Origin of the sequence: Flavobacterium azooxidireducens, from assembly GCF_023195775.1 — a bacterium.
Lineage (GTDB): Bacteria > Bacteroidota > Bacteroidia > Flavobacteriales > Flavobacteriaceae > Flavobacterium > Flavobacterium azooxidireducens.
The window spans coordinates 107,399-127,195 of the sequence record NZ_CP096205.1 but is presented as its reverse complement, the minus strand read 5'-3'; the positions used below and the strand labels follow the sequence as shown (position 1 = coordinate 127,195).

Annotated in this window: 18 protein-coding genes; 3 read left to right on the top strand and 15 right to left on the bottom strand. The window is 33.2% G+C overall.

What is annotated here, in order from left to right:
- Positions 1 to 10: 10 nt before the first annotated feature.
- From M0M57_RS00515 to M0M57_RS00500, 4 genes are all read right to left on the bottom strand, one after another.
- On the bottom strand, positions 11 to 1,066 hold the full coding sequence (locus M0M57_RS00515; RefSeq protein WP_248434392.1) for a DUF4240 domain-containing protein: 1,056 nt from the start codon (positions 1,064 to 1,066) through the stop codon (positions 11 to 13).
- Between the two features lie 177 nt (positions 1,067 to 1,243).
- A complete protein-coding gene (locus M0M57_RS00510; protein ID WP_248434390.1) occupies positions 1,244 to 1,771 on the bottom strand; it encodes a hypothetical protein in 528 nt (175 codons plus the stop codon).
- 171 nt (positions 1,772 to 1,942) lie between these two features.
- Positions 1,943 to 2,095, bottom strand: a complete 153-nt coding sequence (locus M0M57_RS00505; protein WP_248434388.1) for a hypothetical protein — start codon at positions 2,093 to 2,095, stop codon at positions 1,943 to 1,945.
- Positions 2,096 to 2,311: 216 nt separating this feature from the next.
- The gene (locus M0M57_RS00500; RefSeq protein WP_248434386.1) at positions 2,312 to 3,124 is read right to left on the bottom strand and encodes a hypothetical protein; all 813 of its coding nucleotides are present in this window, start codon (positions 3,122 to 3,124) and stop codon (positions 2,312 to 2,314) included.
- A gap of 775 nt (positions 3,125 to 3,899) precedes the next feature.
- Here M0M57_RS00500 and ltrA point away from each other — a divergent pair.
- A complete protein-coding gene (gene ltrA / locus M0M57_RS00495; protein WP_248433711.1) occupies positions 3,900 to 5,195 on the top strand; it encodes a group II intron reverse transcriptase/maturase in 1,296 nt (431 codons plus the stop codon).
- Between the two features lie 84 nt (positions 5,196 to 5,279).
- On the opposite strand, the gene M0M57_RS00490 is transcribed toward ltrA, so the two are convergent.
- From M0M57_RS00490 to M0M57_RS00440, 11 genes are all read right to left on the bottom strand, one after another.
- Complete coding sequence (locus M0M57_RS00490; RefSeq protein ID WP_248434384.1) at positions 5,280 to 5,570, bottom strand: hypothetical protein; 291 nt, start codon at positions 5,568 to 5,570, stop codon at positions 5,280 to 5,282.
- A 28-nt stretch (positions 5,571 to 5,598) separates the two neighbouring features.
- On the bottom strand, positions 5,599 to 6,147 hold the full coding sequence (locus tag M0M57_RS00485; protein ID WP_248434382.1) for a hypothetical protein: 549 nt from the start codon (positions 6,145 to 6,147) through the stop codon (positions 5,599 to 5,601).
- Positions 6,148 to 6,163: 16 nt separating this feature from the next.
- The gene (locus M0M57_RS00480) at positions 6,164 to 7,459 is read right to left on the bottom strand and encodes a hypothetical protein (protein WP_248434380.1); all 1,296 of its coding nucleotides are present in this window, start codon (positions 7,457 to 7,459) and stop codon (positions 6,164 to 6,166) included.
- Positions 7,460 to 7,462: 3 nt separating this feature from the next.
- Positions 7,463 to 9,187 (bottom strand): FtsK/SpoIIIE domain-containing protein, encoded by a 1,725-nt coding sequence (locus tag M0M57_RS00475; protein WP_248434378.1) that lies wholly within the window; start codon positions 9,185 to 9,187, stop codon positions 7,463 to 7,465.
- Positions 9,188 to 9,623: 436 nt separating this feature from the next.
- Positions 9,624 to 12,260 (bottom strand): cyanophycin synthetase, encoded by a 2,637-nt coding sequence (cphA, locus tag M0M57_RS00470; RefSeq protein WP_248434376.1) that lies wholly within the window; start codon positions 12,258 to 12,260, stop codon positions 9,624 to 9,626.
- A gap of 242 nt (positions 12,261 to 12,502) precedes the next feature.
- The gene (locus M0M57_RS00465) at positions 12,503 to 12,946 is read right to left on the bottom strand and encodes a hypothetical protein (RefSeq protein WP_248434374.1); all 444 of its coding nucleotides are present in this window, start codon (positions 12,944 to 12,946) and stop codon (positions 12,503 to 12,505) included.
- 170 nt (positions 12,947 to 13,116) lie between these two features.
- Complete coding sequence (locus M0M57_RS00460) at positions 13,117 to 14,133, bottom strand: hypothetical protein (protein ID WP_248434372.1); 1,017 nt, start codon at positions 14,131 to 14,133, stop codon at positions 13,117 to 13,119.
- Between the two features lie 32 nt (positions 14,134 to 14,165).
- Positions 14,166 to 14,627 (bottom strand): hypothetical protein, encoded by a 462-nt coding sequence (locus M0M57_RS00455; RefSeq protein ID WP_248434370.1) that lies wholly within the window; start codon positions 14,625 to 14,627, stop codon positions 14,166 to 14,168.
- 84 nt (positions 14,628 to 14,711) lie between these two features.
- Complete coding sequence (locus tag M0M57_RS00450; RefSeq protein WP_248434368.1) at positions 14,712 to 15,494, bottom strand: FRG domain-containing protein; 783 nt, start codon at positions 15,492 to 15,494, stop codon at positions 14,712 to 14,714.
- A 247-nt stretch (positions 15,495 to 15,741) separates the two neighbouring features.
- Positions 15,742 to 16,593, bottom strand: a complete 852-nt coding sequence (locus M0M57_RS00445) for a hypothetical protein (RefSeq protein WP_248434366.1) — start codon at positions 16,591 to 16,593, stop codon at positions 15,742 to 15,744.
- A gap of 126 nt (positions 16,594 to 16,719) precedes the next feature.
- Positions 16,720 to 17,232, bottom strand: a complete 513-nt coding sequence (locus tag M0M57_RS00440) for a hypothetical protein (RefSeq protein ID WP_248434364.1) — start codon at positions 17,230 to 17,232, stop codon at positions 16,720 to 16,722.
- 312 nt (positions 17,233 to 17,544) lie between these two features.
- On the opposite strand from M0M57_RS00440, the gene M0M57_RS00435 reads away from it, so the two are divergent.
- Both M0M57_RS00435 and M0M57_RS00430 read left to right on the top strand, forming a co-directional pair.
- Positions 17,545 to 18,468: an ABC transporter ATP-binding protein gene (locus tag M0M57_RS00435; RefSeq protein ID WP_248436777.1), complete on the top strand. Its 924-nt coding sequence runs from the start codon at positions 17,545 to 17,547 to the stop codon at positions 18,466 to 18,468.
- On the top strand, positions 18,468 to 19,775 hold the full coding sequence (locus M0M57_RS00430) for an ABC transporter permease (RefSeq protein WP_248434362.1): 1,308 nt from the start codon (positions 18,468 to 18,470) through the stop codon (positions 19,773 to 19,775). The genes M0M57_RS00435 and M0M57_RS00430 overlap by 1 nt, the downstream gene beginning before the upstream one ends.
- Positions 19,776 to 19,797: the final 22 nt, after the last annotated feature.

Sequence of the window (19,797 nt, the reverse complement as noted above, 5' to 3'; positions counted from 1 at the left end):
TTTTCTTTTGTTAGTCATAATTAAATAGTTTGCATAGTTTCGGAAAAGTTTGATAAATTTTATCTTCGTCCCAACGTTTTCCAGTCAATTCACTTACTTTTACTCTTACAGGTGCCATTAGGTCAGTAGTCTTGTCTTCATAAACTTGCTCTGCTAAATAATACAATTCTTCAAGTTGTGGGTCTTCGTCAAAAATTGTAAAGAGTTGATTTTCGTCTATTTCTTTAATCGATTCAAATGCATCTTTCCCTTTGGAAACAGCCCAAACTTTGAAATAGTCAAACTCATCATCTCCACAACCACGTCTAACAATATAAGCTAATGCCCAATGTTCCCAAGTATTTAGCTCGTTTACTTTTGTATTTAATAACTTGTCAAAGTTTCTCATTTCTTTTGGGTTAAATGCTTCTAAGGTAGATTTTAAGTTGTCAATGAAATTATATTGGTCAGTAGATATTTTTCTTGTATCGTTAATTAATTGCCAAAACAAATTCTCATCAATTTTTCTTTTGTCAGTTGTGGGTTTGTGTTTGGGCTTCTCAAGATTTGAAACTATTCTAAGCAAAGTAGTTTGCCTGTCAATTTCTTCGTTGTCATTAAGAATTTTAAGCCCTTCAATAAATTCATTGATGCCATCAACTATATATAATTGTCTCCAAGCTACTGTTCTTTCAATGCTTTCATCTGCTGAAAATTGATTATAACCGCTAATGTCAACATTTTTTATCTTTTCAATTGTTAACATTGGAAGTTCTTGTTTCAGATAATCATAATCAGGCCAAAGTTTGTCAAGACGATTTCTAATTATTCCTTTCCAAAGTCTTTTGTAATAGTTAAGTTCCTTGTTATTTATAAGGTGTTTGCTAAATGGTCTGCTAAAGTCATCGCAATTTCCAGAGTCCCAATTTTCAACAATGAAAGTTATTAGCTCCTTATAGCGTTTGTTAATAATCCAATTGTCCCTAATTACTGCCCACTGTTCTTCAGTTGTCTGCTCAGTAAAGTTTATGTCAGTATTTCGTAAATACTTTTTTGACCAATCGTCTAAAAATTTTCTGTAACTCATATGATTGTCGTGTCGGTTTTTTAAAATGACTTATGACGTTTTGCTTGTAGACGGTCGTTGCGGAATTTGAACCTGAAACAGCTCCGTCAACGAAAACAAAGTTATGGAAAATACTCGTGATTATACACTAAAACAGCAATGGCGTTTACTAGCTGTTAGCTGTAGTACTTTTACTTGTCACTTATATATTTTGTCTTGTCCCACGTAGTTACTTTCGATAAAAAGTTTACTTAATTTGATATAATCTATGCTTTCTACCTTTAAAAATTCTTTTGTATCCTTTGCTATTTTTATGTTACTAAGATTTTCATCATTCAGATCAAATAGGAAATCACCGGTTTTAAAATCCAACCTGTCGAAATAATATGAAGGATGTGATTCGTCAAAAGGGAAGAAAAGAGTCATAATTTCATCTTTATAATATAGAGCAATTGAAAATCTTGAACCAATTGAACTTATATGAGCATAATATATAGCGTTTACAGGGTCATAAGATAATCCAAATTCGCTATTATTTTTACACAACTTGAACTTGTGTCCATATACATTTGCAAATGTAAATTCATTACAAAATTTACTTACATCTACAATTTCATCATTATTGTATAGCTTAAAAGCAAAAGAATAACTGTAGCTATATTGCGAAAATGCAAAATTTACTTTTAGAAATAATATGAGTAGTATCAGTATTTTAATTTTCCACATATCTAATTGTTTAAAGTGTTCTTTATATTACAGATAAACGTTTGTCAAACCAAAGGTGGCGATTTCGAAGCACTTCATTGTCTAGCCAAGCAGAAACTTTGATAGAAGCACAAAGCTTGATTTAACCACTGAACCGCCACTTTTGGGTAGGTGATGTTATGCCTAGTTATTTTATTCGTCATAGTTGTTTACAGTTATAAATTCTTTTTCGTGTTGAAACTTTCCATTTGTATAGTTGAAAGTTCCTTGTCGGATAGTATCAACATTAATTCCTTGACTGTACGCATAATTATTTCCGAACAAGTAATACAGTTTTTTCTCCATTTCATTGTATTTAATATACGGTTCTTGTTCATTGTCAAGAAACACACCATTCTCTTGGCAGAATGAAAATACGTCTTGAATTTTAATTGATTGGTCATTTAAGTCTATTAAATAAGCACCGTTACAATACACTGTTAATACTGACGCAGGTCTTCCGGATGATACACCGATTATTAAATATTTTCCATTTTCAATCTTAAAGATGTTTTTAGGATGTCAGATACCAACTCTTCTTACTACAATTCTGTCTTTATTTGTTTTGTAATGAATCCAAGTCGTCTGGTCGTCATTGCAATATGCTCCGCAACCTTCTTCTGTAATAGTAAAAAATTTTAGAACTGAATCTGGTGAATGGTTAATATCTTCTCCAAATACAGTAATTGATAATCCATTTTGTTCATACATAATACTATCAATTTCCTTATCACTTAGACCACTTATGTTTTGGGCTTTAATGTAAAGTTCTTTTGTAAATCGGACATACTGGGAAAGTATATTGTCATCAGTTTTGTTATGATTAATTTTACCTTCAATGTTGTTTTCAAATTTATCGTAATCAGGGGAAATGTTTATGTTTATAGATTGTAATCTCCCTTTAATAAAATTAAATTGATAAAGCGTTTCTAAATCACCTTCTGACAAGTAGAATGGATTACAGTTTGTCAATTCAGATTTAACTAATTTATGAAAAGGCTTTGTTTTAATTCCAATTTCACAACCATTTTTTGGTTTAAATAAATCTTGCTTTATCTCTGCTTTTATTAAATAGAAATATTCACTTTCATCTTTAACTAAGAAGGATATATATGAGTCATTTAATTTGTACTTGAAAATTTTGTATGCTATTTCTCCTTCATATTCTTTTGCTTCGAATAATATGCTATCAACTTCAATACCTTGTTTGAAATGCTTTAATAAACTTACTGTAGAGTAATTTTTAAATTCAAATGGGAAATAAGCTTTTTTAAATTCTTCTACTTCGTTTTTCTTTGTACATTCATCAATATTGAAATTGAATTTTGTTGTCAATTTTGTACTAAATGAGACTAACAGAAATAGTATTAATCCAATCGATATTATTGTCAGTAATTTTCTATTCATCATTGTCTTTTATAATTAGGCATAACGTTCCTCGGCTATAGCTCGCTGCGTTGGTTAAGTAATAAAGTTAATAAATAATCACCAACCATTCACGGATGCGTAGTTTTTCCGAAAGTAAAACTACGTAGCAGTGAACTATAGCCGATGTGTGTGCCCTGCATCCGCAGGACACACCCCGAAAGCTTTTCAAATAGTTCAAAAATACAAATTTGGATTACAAAAACTAATTCTCGGGGTGTTATTTTTCCAGAGGGTGTGAGTCCCTTAACCGCGAGAGTAACGTTTCGAAGGTATAGTAAGCTGCAAGGTGGTTTATCGTGAGGTATGCACTGAAGGAAGCAGGACTACAAAATCCGGTACTGACAAACAGAAACGTCATAAGAGGCAAGTTAAAGCGGATAAGCGTCCACAGCAACGCAACGTCCAAAGGTTACCAAAACTTTAATTTGTAGATGACGCAGGCATTGGAGGAAGGAAAAAGCGGTTACCAGGGGAGGTCTCTTAGATTACGAGTTAGTCACAAAGAGAAGTCAGCAGAGGTCATAGTACTTGAAAGCAACGAGGTGCGAATAGACACCGCATAGGACTCACAAACAAGGAAGGACTGAACGTAGAGAGGTTTTCAATGATTAAAGGAACACATAGTAGCCTTATTCAACGAAAACAGGTTAATCCCGAATTATTCGGGACAGATTAAACTAAAATGATTGAAAAAGTAGTACATCCTTACAATCTCCAAAAAGCGTTGGAACACGTCATTGCCAACAAAGGTAGTGCAGGTGTTGATGGTATTTCCACAAAAGAACTCCGCAAGGTATTCGCAGAAAAGAAAGACCAGCTAATAACGGAAATCAAACAAGGAAGCTATCAAATTCAACCCATTCTAGGAATCGAAATTCCAAAGGGAAACGGAAAAACCCGTTTACTGGGCGTTCCCACAACAAGCGAACGAGTACTGCAACAAGCGGTATCACAAAGCATCGCACCTTTATTTGAACCCGAATTCAAACCTAACAGTTTTGGATTTAGACCCAACAAAAATGCCCGACAAGCCGTTGGACAAGCACGGGACTACATTCATTCAGGATTGAACCACATTGTGGATATTGACCTGAAAAACTTCTTTGATGAAGTTGACCATTGTTTAGTATTGAATTTGGTATTTCAAAAAGTGAAATGCAAAACCATGATGCAACTCATTCGCAAATGGCTTCGAGCACCGATTAAAATCAATGGAAAGCTACGAAAACGTAGAAAAGGTGTACCACAAGGCTCTCCTTTAAGTCCGCTACTGTCGAACATTTTACTCCATCAATTGGATAAAGAAATGACCCGACGAGGACATAAATTCGTTCGATACGCTGATGATTTTAGTATCTACTGCAAGAGCCACAATCAAGCGAAAGCTACCAGAGTAGTGATTGAAAAGTTCCTCAAGAACAAGCTCAAACTAACCATTAACAAAGAAAAGAGTGGCATTAGAAAACCCTCTCACTTTACGTTACTTGGCTTTGGGTTTGTGCCCGTTTACAATAAAGGAAGTAAGAATCAATACCAACTCGTAGTAGCCGAAAAGGCATGGATAAACCTAAAGATACGACTCAAAAGCATCACCCGCAAAACTACCCCAGCCAAACTAGAAGAACGTATCACCAAGATAAAGGAAATCCAACGAGGATGGTTAAACTATTTTCGAGGAACCAATATCATGGGAAAAGTACGAGACATTGACGGTTGGCTACGCAACCGACTGCGGTATTGCATCTGGCACGATTGGAAGAAACCCGAAAGGAAAAGGAAAAACCTGATTCGATTGGGGGTTGACCAAGACCATGCCTACATGTGGAGCAGAACTCGAAAAGGTGGTTGGGCGATTGCTCAAAGTCCGATTTTAGGAACAACTATTACTTTGAAACGCTTGAAACAAAAGGGATACGAATCCTTAACGGAAGTCTACATTCAACTCAACCCATCTCTTTGCGAACCGCCGAGTACGTGACCCGTATGCTCGGTGGTGTGAGAGGCTCTCCCTGCTAGTTTCTAGTGGGGCAGTCTACTCGATTGGCCGTAGTCATTTACTTGATTATGAGTTCATTATATCTATTAATTCGTCAATTTTCTTTATTTGTTCGTCAATAAGGACGATGTCTGTTTCGGCTATTTTTTTGTTAAGATTTTCAATATCACTCAAAAATGGGTCGATACTTTTTCTCTTAAATTGGTCTAATGAGTCTTGAATTAAGCATTTTTCTTTGGAAGCCTCAATTATATCTTCAGTATATTTATTGGCTCTTTGGTTCAAATATTCATTAAACTCTTCTAAATAGTCTTTTATGTTGACTAAAAGCTCTCTTTGTTGTTCTAGTGGAAGCATAATATATTCGTTTAAGATTTGTAATAGTTTATTTTCCAAGTGTTTTATTGATGGCATCAATTTGAACTTTTAGTAATTTAATATCTCTATTTCTGATATTATCAATTACTTCATCTATCATTCTTCTTGTTGGTTCTAAACCGTTCTCTAAATATTCTTCATAAAATTCTCCAATCATTCCTTGCTCAGCAAAGTTGTTTATTCTGTTACGATAATCGTGACTATCTTCTTCAAGCTGATTGATGAAGTTTTTTAAGCTGTCAATGTTTTCTTCCAAAACTTTGATTTGATGTTTAAATTCACTTGGATTCATAGATGTGTTATTATTTTGTGGTACACTTTCTTGTGGATTTATTATTTCTACTTTTTGAGGGAACTCCGTTCTTTTGAGTTCTTCATCGTAGCCTTCGTAAAAACCTTTGGCAAAAGCATCTATCTCACTCTCAGACCAAAGGGCTCTTTTAATAGCATCCCAAAAAGACATATGGTCTCGTATATCTTTTCTTTGGTAGGCTCGCTGTCCTTTTCTTAAACCCTCTAAATATCTTTTACTTTTTTTGGGAATTAATATGCTCATACTGATTTATGTTTAATTAAGAACCTCTAAATTTTCTAAATAATGGAGCGTAATTCGCTTCTACAGGAGGAGCTGCACCGTGTTTTATGCTTTCATCAAGTAATTCATATTTGTTTCCATTTTTCAAAATAAAAATAATTTTCCCCTCATTTTTACAATATTTTAAATCGTAGAGGTCATATTTGTTAAATTTGAATGGTAAGTAACTATCGGTAATTTCATAGTCTTTGATAAGATTTGGTTTTTCACCTAAAATGGATTTCCTAAAATAGTTAAGTTTCTCAAAATATACGCGAAAGATAAATCTATTTGTTTTTACTTGAATTTTATTTCCAGCAATTTCTAATTCTGATTTATATATTATGTGATTTCCAATTCTATTTTGATAATCATAATATACTGTGTGTGGAATTTCATTTAATTCAGATTTGCCCCTCAGGTCGAAACCTAAACCACCAAAATTTAATCTTAAATTTTCAAATATATCATCAATAAATTTTGGACTATTGAAATAATCTCGCTCCCATTCCAAATGTTTTCTTTTTTCTTCTTCTATCTTTTGTCGTTCTTTTTCCTGTTGAGTTCTTTTTGTCTCTAATTCTGCTATACGTTGCCTTTCCTGCTCTGCTTGTTGTCTTTGCTGCTCTTCAATTCTTTTCTTATTTTCTTCCTCAATCTTTCTTCTTTCGTTTTCTTGTTCAATTCTTTGCCTTTCTTTCTCAACTCTTATTTTTTCATTTTCCTGTTGAATACGCTGTCTTTCTTTTTCTGCCAAACTTTGTTTTAACGCTTCTTGTTGTTGGCGTTGTTGTTTTTCCTCCTCTTCTCTTCTTTTATTATTTTCCTTTTCAATTTTTTGTCTTTCTATTTCGGCTAGTTGTTGTCGTTCAATTTCAAGATTTCTTAAATAATTGGGTAATTGTTGTTTATTTTCCTCTAATAACTGTAAAATCTTATTTCTTGAAGTTTCTGTTTCTGCCAATGTCATATCACGCATTATAAATGTATAATGCTTGTCAATTAACTTTTGATATTCTGGCACAAAAGTATATTCTGGAAAAAAACTTAAATCGGCTTTTATGTTTTTAAGATGTACAAAAAAACTTGGGAAAAGTTTGTGGTAATACTCCGCTTCGTCCACAGAAATGGGATTGTTCAAAATATTGTCTATTTCAGCTTTTACTCCTGCAAAAGTATTGTAAACACTATTATTGAGTTTCAAAAATGCTTTGAACTCGTTTATTATCTTTGAGTTTTTAACTTCTCTGTCTTGAGAGTTTAATCCGTTTATTAAGTCTTCGTAATTATCCATAAATTATAATCTGTCTTTTTTTGGAGGTTTCATTCCTGAATTATTAGAACTACTTGAAGTATTTGCAGACACTGAACTGGGTTCAATAATTTTAATTTTAAATTTATTATTAACTTTAAATTTGCCTATAGTTGCTTTAATTCTCGGTTCAATACTTGTTTTTGAAATTTCATCTAAATTTGGAACATAAGTAATGCCCAAAGGTGAACGATGATAAATTTGATAATATGGCAGATTTATAAAATCTTTATCAATTCCCAAAGCATTTGCATCTAATGTTTCCTCGTGTCTAAAGCCTATACGAACATTGAACTGCCCTCTAAAGTCAGAAATCTTATCAATATTTCTAAATGTTTGTGAGCAAATAATAAGATGTAAACCATAACTTCTACCTTGAGTAGCAACTTGTTCTAAAAGTTCTTTTACTTCTTTTACCTTGCTATAGTCAGTTTTAAAAATTCTTTGAATTTCATCTATTATTAAAATTTTTCTATCTAATTTTATTTTGTATTTACTTGTATAGTCTTCTATATTATCAACTTTGCTCTTTACAAATAAGTCGCTTCTTACCGCTATTTCATTAATAAATGTCTTTAAAGTTTCAATAGCAACATCATAATTATTATTATCCAAATGTAAAAGTTCTACATTCGGATGATTTCTAAATTTGTTAAACTCTACTGCTTGTTTATAGTCAAACAAAAATAAACGAATTTCATCAGATGAATAATTTTCTGCAATTTGGGTTAAAATATTGTTCAGAAGTGTTGATTTACCCGAACCTGTTACTCCCGAAATTAAAGCGTGATAAGATTTAGAAGTAGAACCAAAATTGAAAAAATGCCTATTCCCACTATCATCATAACCAATAGGAATATTTAAAAAATCTTTGTTTTCAAAAGTTTTTTCATCTTTTGCATATTTGGAATTTGTAAGATTTATTGCTTCAGTTATTGTATTTTCAGAAATTTGTAAATGATTATATCCTCTGTTTGCGATTAATTCTATAATATTAGGGCTGATATTGTAGAGTGCATTTTTATTTTCTACAACAATATTTATTCGTTGCATATTTTGTAGAAAAACACTAAAATCAAATGAATTATAAGATTTTTCTGTTAACTTTTTAACTTCTGAATGTAAAAAACCTAAAACAAAAATATATCCACATTTATTCGCAAACAATATCAAATCTTTTATTTTCTCAATTTGTTGATTGTTTATGCCAATTGGGAAATTTGGTATTAAAATTAAATTATAAGGTTTAGGAACTTTTGAATAAACATTAAATTCGGAAATGTGTGTTAAAACTTGCTGTGAAATTATATTACTTTCAATTTCTTTTGCTGTATTTGTTATTTGAATTAAGAATTTATCAAGTTGATTTTGTTCAGTAATAAATTCAATTGGGACATTGTTTTTGTTTAACTTCTTTAGATTTTGAAATGTTGCCCCAAATCCAATATCTATTACAGCAACTTTCAACAAATTGTTATTTAAACTCAATAAAGTTTTTAATGCCAAAAATTCCATCGCTTGATGAATTTTTACTAGATTATCAACATTAACTCCAATGTCATAAATAAAACCTTTTGAATTTTTGAATGGCAATAAGATTGGAATTTTACCGTCAATAGTATTTCCTACCCAAAAATATTCAGGAATATCTTTAGAACTTTCAATTTTAGAAATTTCGCAAGCGTATCTTGTTAATATATTGTTTGTCATCACGTTCTGGTTTTCTATGATTACGCCCAACTTGTTTATACCCGCTACTCTGTAACGGTTATACATCTAAAATTAGTTGTATAACCGATAAAAAAATAGCGTATTTTATTCAAAAATACAATTTATTTATATTCTTACAAATCGTCAAATGGACTTTTTATTTGTTGAATGTTTTTGGTGCTAACGTGGTTATAGATTTCCTTTGTTTTACTAGTGTTATGTCGTAAAATTTTTTTTAAATAAAATAAATCAATACCATTTTCTAATAAAAACAAACTCTCTTCCTAGCACTGAACCCGCATGAGGGATAGTAGCGGAAAGCCCGGAATGTAGCCGGAGCTTGCGGAGGCGAAATGAGGACTTGCAGCGAATAGCCCGACCCGTAGCTTGCGGAGGGGCATGCCCAAATAAAAAAGGAAGTTTTAATTTTACAGTTTTAAATAACCGCTCCTAAATCGATCGGGGCGTTTTCAAAATCCAGTTGTTGTTGCACGTAGGCTAGCGTATTTGGAATATCATCGGCACACACAAAAATGAATTCGCCTGGTTTTGCACTATCAATGGCATATTGAATGGCTTCGGTTTCATCGGAAACGATGGTGACTTCTACGTTGAGGTTCACTTCTCGGATGCCTTCCATCAGTAAAGTAGTGAGTTGTTCTTTGGTTCGTCCGCGGTTATCACGATCGTGTTTGAGAATGATTTTATCGAACATTAAACCGGCATAACGACCGATGCTTCTAACGTCTTCATCACGACGGTCGCCCGTGGCTGAAACAACGCCTGTTTTTTGGGTTGCCTGAACTTGATTCATATATTTCTCCAAATGCTCATATCCACTGGTATTGTGTGCGTAATCGACCATCAAAATAAAATCTTTGAATTTAAAATGGTTCATTCTGCCCGGTGTCATTTCGGGAGAAGGAATGAACGATTGGAGTCCGGCTGAAATAGCTTCCAAAGAAAAATTACTTATTGAAGCTGTTAACAAAGCCGGAAGAATATTTTTTATCATAAACTCGCAAGTACCGGAAAAGGTCAGCGGAACTTGTGAAACTTCTGCGATGGTGGTTTTCCATTCGCCTTTGCTGATAACAAAACGATTGTTTTCGATAAAAGCGGCTAATCCACCTTCGCGGCAATGGTTAATGATGCGTGGATTATTGGCATCCATACTAAACAAAGCGATATTGCAATCGAGGGTTCGTTTGATGCGGAAAACTAAATCATCATCGGCATTTAGAATCGCATAACCGTGATCAAACGTGCTTTGCGGAACAACGGCTTTCACTCTTGCGAGTTGATGAATGGTGTCAATATCGTTTAAACCTAAATGGTCGTCGGTGATATTGGTTACGATACTAATGTTGCAATTATCAAACCCTAAACCGGAACGAAGAATGCCACCTCTGGCACATTCGAGTACGGCGAAATCTACTAATGGATCACGCAAAACTACTGCTGCACTGGCCGGGCCGCTGCAATCGCCTTTCAGAATTGGGTTTCCATCGATGTAAATTCCGTCGGTGGAAGTATAACCGGTATGATGTCCTGCGGTTTGTGCCAAATGGGCGATTAAACGGGTAACGGTTGTTTTACCATTCGTGCCTGTAACGGCCACGAGCGGAATACGCGATTCTGCGTTATTTGGGAAAAGCATTTCTACTAAAGGTTCTGCGACATTTCTGGCTGTTCCTTCGGTAGGAGAAAGATGCATTCGGAGACCGGGACCTGCATTGACTTCAATGATTGCTCCGTTTTGGTTGGTGATTGGTTCTGCAACGTCTTCAGCCATAATATCAATGCCACAGATGTCTAAATTCATTAACCGTGCAATGCGTTCTGCCATAAAAATATTGGAAGGATGCACTAAATCGGTGACATCTTCCGCTGTTCCGCCGGAGCTGATGTTGGCGGTATCTTTTAAATATAGAACATCACCAAAGGGAAGAACTGTATTTATCGTAAGGTTTTTTTCTGCTAAAATAGCTTCTGTTCCTGCGTCAATTTTTATTTTGGTGAGTTCTTTTTCGTGACCATTTCCTCTGCGTTCGTCTTTATTGGTGGCATCAATCAGTTCTGAAATGGTAGAAAAACCATTGCCAACTACCATTGCCGGAGTGCGTTTGGCAACCGCAACGAGTTTGTAATTGATAACTAGAAAACGATAATCATTTCCTTTGATAAACTTTTCGACAATGACACTTCGGGAAACTTTTTTAGCTTCATAAAAACCATTGATGGCTTGTTCGATGGTGTTGATTCGGGTTGTAATTCCTCGTCCATGATTGCCATTAATTGGTTTGGTTACGATGGGAAAACCGATTTCGTTGATAGCTTCTTCGAGTTCAGTAATGTCATAAACGAGTGTGCCTTTTGGAACCGGAATATAGTTTTTGGCTAATAAGTTTCGTGTATCTTCTTTATCGGAAGCCATATTAACAGCGATACTGCTTGACGTAGATGCAACTGAGGAACAGATAATTTTCTGATTACAACCTTGTCCCAACATAATCAACGAATTGCTGTTGAGTCTCGTGTACGGAATGTTTCTGCGTTCAGCTTCTGCGACGATGGAGTAGGTGCTTGGACCTAATTTATCTCTGTTATATAGACGTTTTAATTCTTGAATATCTTCTACAACAGAATAGGGTTCGTTGTTGATTAGTTTTTCCACTAAATTAACGGCAGCTTTGGCGGCGTAGATTCCTGCTCTTTCGCTAGTATACGAAAAAACAACGTGATAAACTCCGGATGTGTTGGTAGAACGTGTTCGTCCGTAGCCACATTCCATTCCGGCTAATGTTTGCAGTTCGAGAGCAATGTGTTCGATGACGTGACCCAACCAAGTGCCTTGTTTGACGCGTTCAAAGAAACCACCTTCTTCACCAATGGAACAGCGATGACTTTGCAAAGACGGTAAAACCCGTTTCAATGCTTTGCCAAAACCATCAATGATGTCGGTGGGTCGTTGTTCCCATTCGCCAATGTCAAGTTTCATAACAATTAGTTTCTTTCTGTATCCGGACCAGTAATTGGGTCCACGCATTACTTTGATGTTTACTATTTCCATTGTTTTCTGCTGTTTATTTTGGTTGATTGTGTTGTAGGTTTGCACGCAGGTTGACTGTTTGCATCTACTAATAGAGGACAACGTTTGGTTGACGGTTGTAACTATCTAACTACTATAGTGTAAAGGTCTGATGTTACTGCAGAAATTTGTTATAGAATTTTGGGGAAGGGTTACATAGTTCACATATATTTGGTTGTGGACTAAGTTATTGCTACAAAGTTGGAGATTACGTAGAGCGGATTTTAATAAAACCTAAATATCGTATTTAAATAATTTGTCAAAAGCAAACATATACCAATTATTGATAGGTTTACAAAAGCCCTAAAAATCCATTTCTTGTTTGATAGGTCATAGTGGATGTATTTTGAAAAGGCTACCACTGTTCCCATTAAAAGAAACCATAGAGAGAAAAATAACGAAAGTTTTCCTCTTAGTAAAGTGGTCACTAAATCATGAATAAATCCACAAAAAATAAATGTAAAAACCACGGCAAATCCAATTGGAATTACCTTTTTTAATGGTTTAAATATTTTTGAACCTAAATAATACCCGAAAATCGGATTCCAAAAATTCCAAAACGTAGAAAAGTTTTTGGCTCCCAGCGAACGATGCAAATTATTTCGAAGTGAATAGGAATGCCAAATCGGAACGCCATTTCTTTTTTTTACATAGTAGGATAAGTTCATTTCTTTTTTTTATGCTCTCTGTCGTTTGTTGATTTTGGAGACAATTTATTAAGTCAAATATATAAAATAAAGATTATAACTTGTAGTTAGTTTTTGCTAAGAAGTCGGTGACTTCGTAGAACGGTTATTTTTGCCGCGAAGGAGGGAAGGCACGAAGTTTTAAAAATATTTTATTTTCCATATTTTGATTTAAGTACACGATTTATTATCCACATTATAATTCCATATAAAAGTATTAAAATCGGTAATGTGAATAGATAAAGAAATACATACCCGTGTTTTGATTTTTCTTGCCCTAGTGAAAAATCAATTAAATCAAAAGAGAGGAAATATATTACATAATGAAGTATAGGAATTATTATTACTCCGGATAACAAAATTATGGTTTTAAAATTCTTTTGTTTATGCTTTTTTATTAGCACTATTAAATGATAGACAAACATTAAAAATAAGCTTATAACTGCAATTCCAAAAGGTTCAATAAATAGCAATATATCAGAAATTAGGCTCGTTTTCTTAGTAATTTCTAATTCAATTGTATCTTTTTTGATGGTTTTTATAACCCAATTTGCGATATTCTTTTCAATTTTTGGTTCTCCAATATTTGATGATTTAATTTTTAAATTATCACCCAAAAATAATTCGATAGTAATATCTCCAAACGATTCCCAAAATTGAGATGGATATAATGAATATTTTAGATTATAAGTTCTGATAAAGCCAACAGTATTATATTCTAAATTAGCATCATATTCTACAATAATTATGTTTTCTCCTTTGGATAAATTAGCTTCAAAATAAATCAAGTCATCTTCATTTACGGATAAATTGTCATTTTTAGAATAGCTAATTTCTGAATTATTGTTAACGCTGTATTTTTTAAGTGACGTTTCTTTATTATTAACCAAGACAAGCTTTTGTTCACTTAGTCCAATACCAATAAACAGTAAGGGAATCGTCTGATTTACATTTGAATGAATAACATATTTAATTTTATATTTTGCAATATAGATGTCATTTTGATTAATGAGTTGTATGAAAATATTTTCGTTAATCACTTGACAGTTTTTTGCTCCATAAAGTGTAGAATGTTCAGAACCATCAACCCATGGTTGTGCCATATTTCCAAAAATTAATATTGGAAAAAGTAAAAAAACTGTCAAAATCGTGTTCAATTTAATTTTCATATTTTTAGATAGCTAAGATTGGAGAGCGGTTTTTATTCTCTTGTGTTTATTATTCTGTCAATTTTTTTAGTTACAAATTTATACTCAACAAAAGCAAGAAGGTAAAAAATCAAATTAAGTGAAAAGATATAAAAAAAATCACTTTCCAAATTTTTAGATTTTATCGAGTGATAGATGGTCATTAGTAATCCTGCTGAAAGAACAACAATTAAAATCATTGATAATAACTGAAAACGTAATCTGTATTCATTAAAATTATTTTTATTAAAACTCACAATTAATTTTGGAAGTAATCTCTCAAAAGGGGTTGTAATTCTTAGCAAGTCAATTCGAGTATTGTTTTCGTAGCCTAAAAAAAACTTATTTGGTTCTGCTATATAAGTCGAAGCTGATTTTAAATCTAAGGATGTGTGTCTCTTCAACGTAAATAATCTAATATTTCGCTCAATTTTTTCAGAGTTCAATTCCGGAATAATTACTTTTCTAAAGTACATTTTGAGTTTATTTTAATTAAGGTTATTTCTGCTGGAGTATTTTTGCTTTTGCTCCGAAGTCGTGGAATTCGGAAAACTGATGTATTAATTGTTAGCTTTATACTGAAGTCCTTTAACTAATAATGGAATTTCAGAAAAATCTTGTCTTATTTTTTGAGCTAAACCATCCAAATCAGGATAAATAGAAAAGCAATTAATATTTAGTTTATGCAAATCTTTTTTTATTGATTCTTTAAATTTGTTTGGAATAACAATTCTTCTGAGTTCATCACTATTTGAGCCTTCAGAAATTAGAGTATCTAATGGTTTGATTTCAACCTTTTTTAATAAGGGATGTAAAGTAAAATATCCACCCTGAGCTTTTACACGTTCATTAATATGTCTTGGAGAAATAAAATTATATTGACTATCATTTTTAAAGCATTTTTCTTTAGCTACTCCTTCATATGAACCAAAAATAGTGGGTAAATATTCATATACACAAGCGTCTGCTTTAATATTTAAATCTTCTACCGCAAAAAATAAAGCAAAAAGAGGTGATTCAGTCCAATCAAGTAATCGAGTAGGTAGTCCATGATGCTGAGCAATAACCATCAAATCCAATTGATTTTTAATTTTATATTTTTTTAATAGAGAAATTCCTTTTTGATAAAACATATCTAGCATTGTTTCTTCTACTAAAGCATAGTTTGGAATTATATTATCATTTGTATTATCATAAACTTCTAGTTCCTGTCTGTAAAAAGAGGGTATAAGTTTCCAATCTTTATCTGCTTGTCCACGATATACGGGTTGAAAAAGTATAGAAGTCCTATTTGGAATGCATTCAAGAAATTGGTGTACAGATGTAATTTTTGTTTGAATCATTTATATTTGTTTAATTACAGTTGAAAAATTTAATTTTAATTAAAATATTAAAATTTTATTATTTGAAAATTAATATAGACTAATCAAATATATTCTTTGGTTAACTCCAAGTGTAAATCTCATGAATTTTTTTATAAGATGTTTATTGAATTATTTATTTTCAAAGAAAAAAATGATTTTGATATTGGGAATTATTATGACGCTTGCATTACTGGTGGATAACTTCTTAAAATACTTAGTTTTTGATTTATAGATTATAATTATCATTAAACAGAGATTTACCAAGGTCAGATTTCCAAAATGCTTGGGGATCTTTTAGGATTTCTTGTTCTATTTTTTTTTGTTGCTCTTCACTAGGTAAAATCATTTCATCGACTGTTTTAATTCGATTACTGATTAATGATATTAGTGGAAAATATTCTAATTTTTGAGGGATGTTAAACTTTCCTCCTTTTGGATTAATTTCTACATCATTTAAATTTTCTTCTCCACCATATTTTTTTAAAACTGCCCAAAAAACAAACTTACTAAACTTGCCGTAAAGTAAAAGGCAAGTTTGTGGCTCATTATCTGCAATAGTTGCGTCTAAAATTCTAGTAAAATAGAAATCAACGCCTTTTAATTTAGAATTATTTACGTTAACCCTATCTGTGAAAAATAAACAAAATTGATTATGCTTTTGCGGTAAAACACCAGTTTTTAAATATTCCTTCCACTCTTTTTCTGCTTCAAGTATGGTTTCATAATACCATTTGCTTTTCAGATCCTGATCAGTTTTTAGTTCTAAAATTAAAACTCTCCACAAAAAAGATACTGCAAAATAATATAGATTTTCATTATAATCAAGTTGGAATTTTCGTCCCAAATAAGGGACAAAAATATTTTCAGCAAACCATTTTTCCCTCAAGGAAAATTCTTGTTCTGCTTTTAAACTCAATAGATGCAATTTTATTCCATCTTGCATCCTAATATTAGGTTCGGAAAATTTTCTCAAATATTTTGAACCTGTCTTTTTTGTATAATTGATAACGAATTTTGGAAAAATGTGACTTTCTAATAATTCTGTTTCGTTATCGTACAAAGCACAAAATCCTTTCATAATTTTTTTTTAATTTATATAAATTTCATTTAGATTAATTTTATAGACCACAAACATCATAAATTATTTTAAGTATAAATAACAAGTGAAAAAGACATGTGTCGCTTAATATTCATCAATGGTACTTTATTCTTTATGACTACACATACATGGAGTTTCATGGCATGCCTCACAAAACTCATTATCATTTATATTGTCGAAGTAAATTTGATCTTCAAATAATGTAATTAATTTATCACTCTCTCTATTAATATCATTTTCTATTTTACTGTCTACGAAATCAAAACCTCTCTTTAAGTAAATTCTTAAGATAGCTTCATTTGTTACTTCTTTGCCTTCTAATTTAAGTTTTTCTTCAATGTAATTTTTCTCATAATACTCATTTTCAAGATATTCTTTCCAATAATAAACTTCTCCTTTTATATAGCCACCATAAGAAGTATAACTTTTATCTGGAATGTCAGAAATAGTTTCGTCACTTATTAAATTTAACTTGCCTAACAAATAGAAAATCCATCTTTCTCTAAATGGTAGTAAGTTATCATACAAGAAATCACACAAATCTTGATAAGAATTACAAATATCACTATTTATAAATGCAAATACTTTTTGATCATCTTTGAATTCAATATTTCTCATTTTCAAATAAAATTTCTAAGCTAATTTAATAAAAATATATTACGTTGTGTTTTGAAACTTCTTTTATAATCAAATTCTCTCCCTAGCACCCAACCCGCGTGAGGGATTGCAGCGGAAAGCCCACAGAGAGGAGGCACGACGAACGAGGACTTGCAGCGGAAAGCCCGACCCCGTTGCCGATGAGTACTTTCTTATGAACTTGGATTTCCTGCAATGGGGGCACGCCCACCTAAAAAAAATGTACTTTATTTACGGGGTTCTATTTCGGCTTTGGCTGTTATTTCTTATATTTACCAAAACTCGAAAATTAGTATGAGCAACATCTTAGAAGTTAGGAATGTAGTGAAAAAATATGGCGATTATACTGCGTTGAACAGTGTTTCGCTGGCGGTTCCGAAAGGGAGCATTTATGGACTTTTGGGTCCGAATGGTGCCGGGAAAACGTCGCTTATCAGAATCATTAATCAGATTACAATGCCGGATAGTGGCGAGATTTTGTTGGATGGCGAAAGGCTTGAGCCTAAGCATATTCAGCACATTGGTTATTTGCCCGAAGAACGCGGTTTGTATAAATCGATGAAGGTGGGCGAGCAGTGTTTGTATTTGGCTCAATTGAAGGGTTTATCGAAGCAAGAGGCCAAAAAACAGCTGGATTATTGGTTTGAAAAATTTGGTATTGAGGGCTGGTGGAACAAGAAGATTGAGGAGCTTTCGAAAGGGATGGCTCAAAAGGTGCAGTTTGTGGTGACGGTTTTGCATAAGCCTAAATTGCTGATTTTTGACGAACCTTTTTCGGGGTTTGATCCGGTGAATGCGAACATCATTAAAGACGAAATTCTGGAATTGAAAAAGCAGGGTGCGACGATTATTTTTTCGACGCATCGAATGGAAAGTGTGGAGGAATTGTGTGATGATATTGCGTTGATTCACAAGTCGAATAAGCTGATTGAAGGCAAATTGACGGATGTGAAACGCGAGTTTAGAACGAATCATTTTGAGGTGGGCATTGTGACTGCCAATGTGGAAGGGTTGATGTATGATTTGACGCAGAAATTCACGGTGGATCAGGCGAGTTTTAAATCGTTGAACGATGATTTGAAGTTAGAAATCGGACTGGGAACGGCAACGCCAAACGAGTTGCTTCAATTGCTGACACAACGCGGACAAGTGACGCATTTTGTGGAGAAAATTCCAACTGCTAATGATATTTTTATTAAAACTGTAAGTCAAAACTAATGAGTATTCTGAGCTTAATTATCAAAAGAGAATTTATTGCCAAGGTTCGCAACAAATCGTTTATCGTGATGACTTTTTTGAGTCCGCTATTGTTTGTTGGAATTGCCGTTTTTGTTGGGTTTTTGGCTTCGATGAAGGCTGATTTGAAACGTATTGCGATTCACGACGAAGGCGGCAATTTTGTGAACGAATTTGTGAATGACGAAGAGTATTCGTATCACGATTTGTCGAAAATTGATTTGCAATTTGTGAAAGACAGTGTGCTGAAAGAGAGTTATGAAGGGTTGATTTATATTCCGAAAACGGATAGTTTATCGACGGTTCAAAATCAGGTGCAGTTTATTTCGAATGATAGTCCGTCGATGGATTATATTTCGGATTTGGAAGATGTGATTGAGAAGAAAATTACACAATTTAATTATGAGAAATTAGCGATTGATACGGCTCGAATTAGCTTGGCGAAATCTAAGGTTGATATTGTTTTGAAGAAAGCTTCGGGCGAAGATACGGTGAAAGGTTTGAATGAAATTAAACTCGTGATTGGCGGCATTTTCGGCTATTTAATTATGATGTTCATCATTATTTACGGCAATTTTGTGATGCGAAGTGTGATTGAAGAAAAGACAAATCGAATTATTGAAATTATTATTTCGTCGGTAAAACCGTTTCAGTTGATGATGGGTAAAATCATTGGAAACTCGTTGGCGGGAATTCTACAGTTCTTAATTTGGACGGTTTTGGGATTATTACTTTTCTTTATTTTTTCAACTTTTTTTGGGATGCAAATGGGTGGTTCGTCAGATGCTTCGGGAGAAGCTGTTGCGGCAGCCAGCCAAAATGGTTTGATGGAGAAATTGCCTTTGTATTATGAAGAATTGAAGAGCTTGCCGTTGGTGACTTTATTGATTTCTTTCGTTATTTATTTTATAGGCGGATTCTTTTTGTATAGTTCGTTTTATGCCGCCATTGGTGCTGCGGTGGATAACGAAACTGACTCGCAACAGTTTTTGTTACCAATTATTTTGCCTTTAATTTTGGGGGTTTATATTGGATTCTTTACAGTATTGAATGATCCGCACGGAACGGTGGCAACGGTGTTTTCGATAATTCCGTTAACTTCGCCGATTGTGATGTTGATGCGGATTCCGTTTGGCGTGCCGTGGGAACAACTTTTACTCTCGATATTGTTGTTGTATGCTACATTTTTAGGCGTGGTTTGGTTTGCCGCGAAAATTTACCGTGTCGGAATTTTGATGTACGGAAAGAAACCAACGTGGAAAGAATTGTATAAATGGATGAAATATTAAAGAATTTTAAAATAAATTTAGT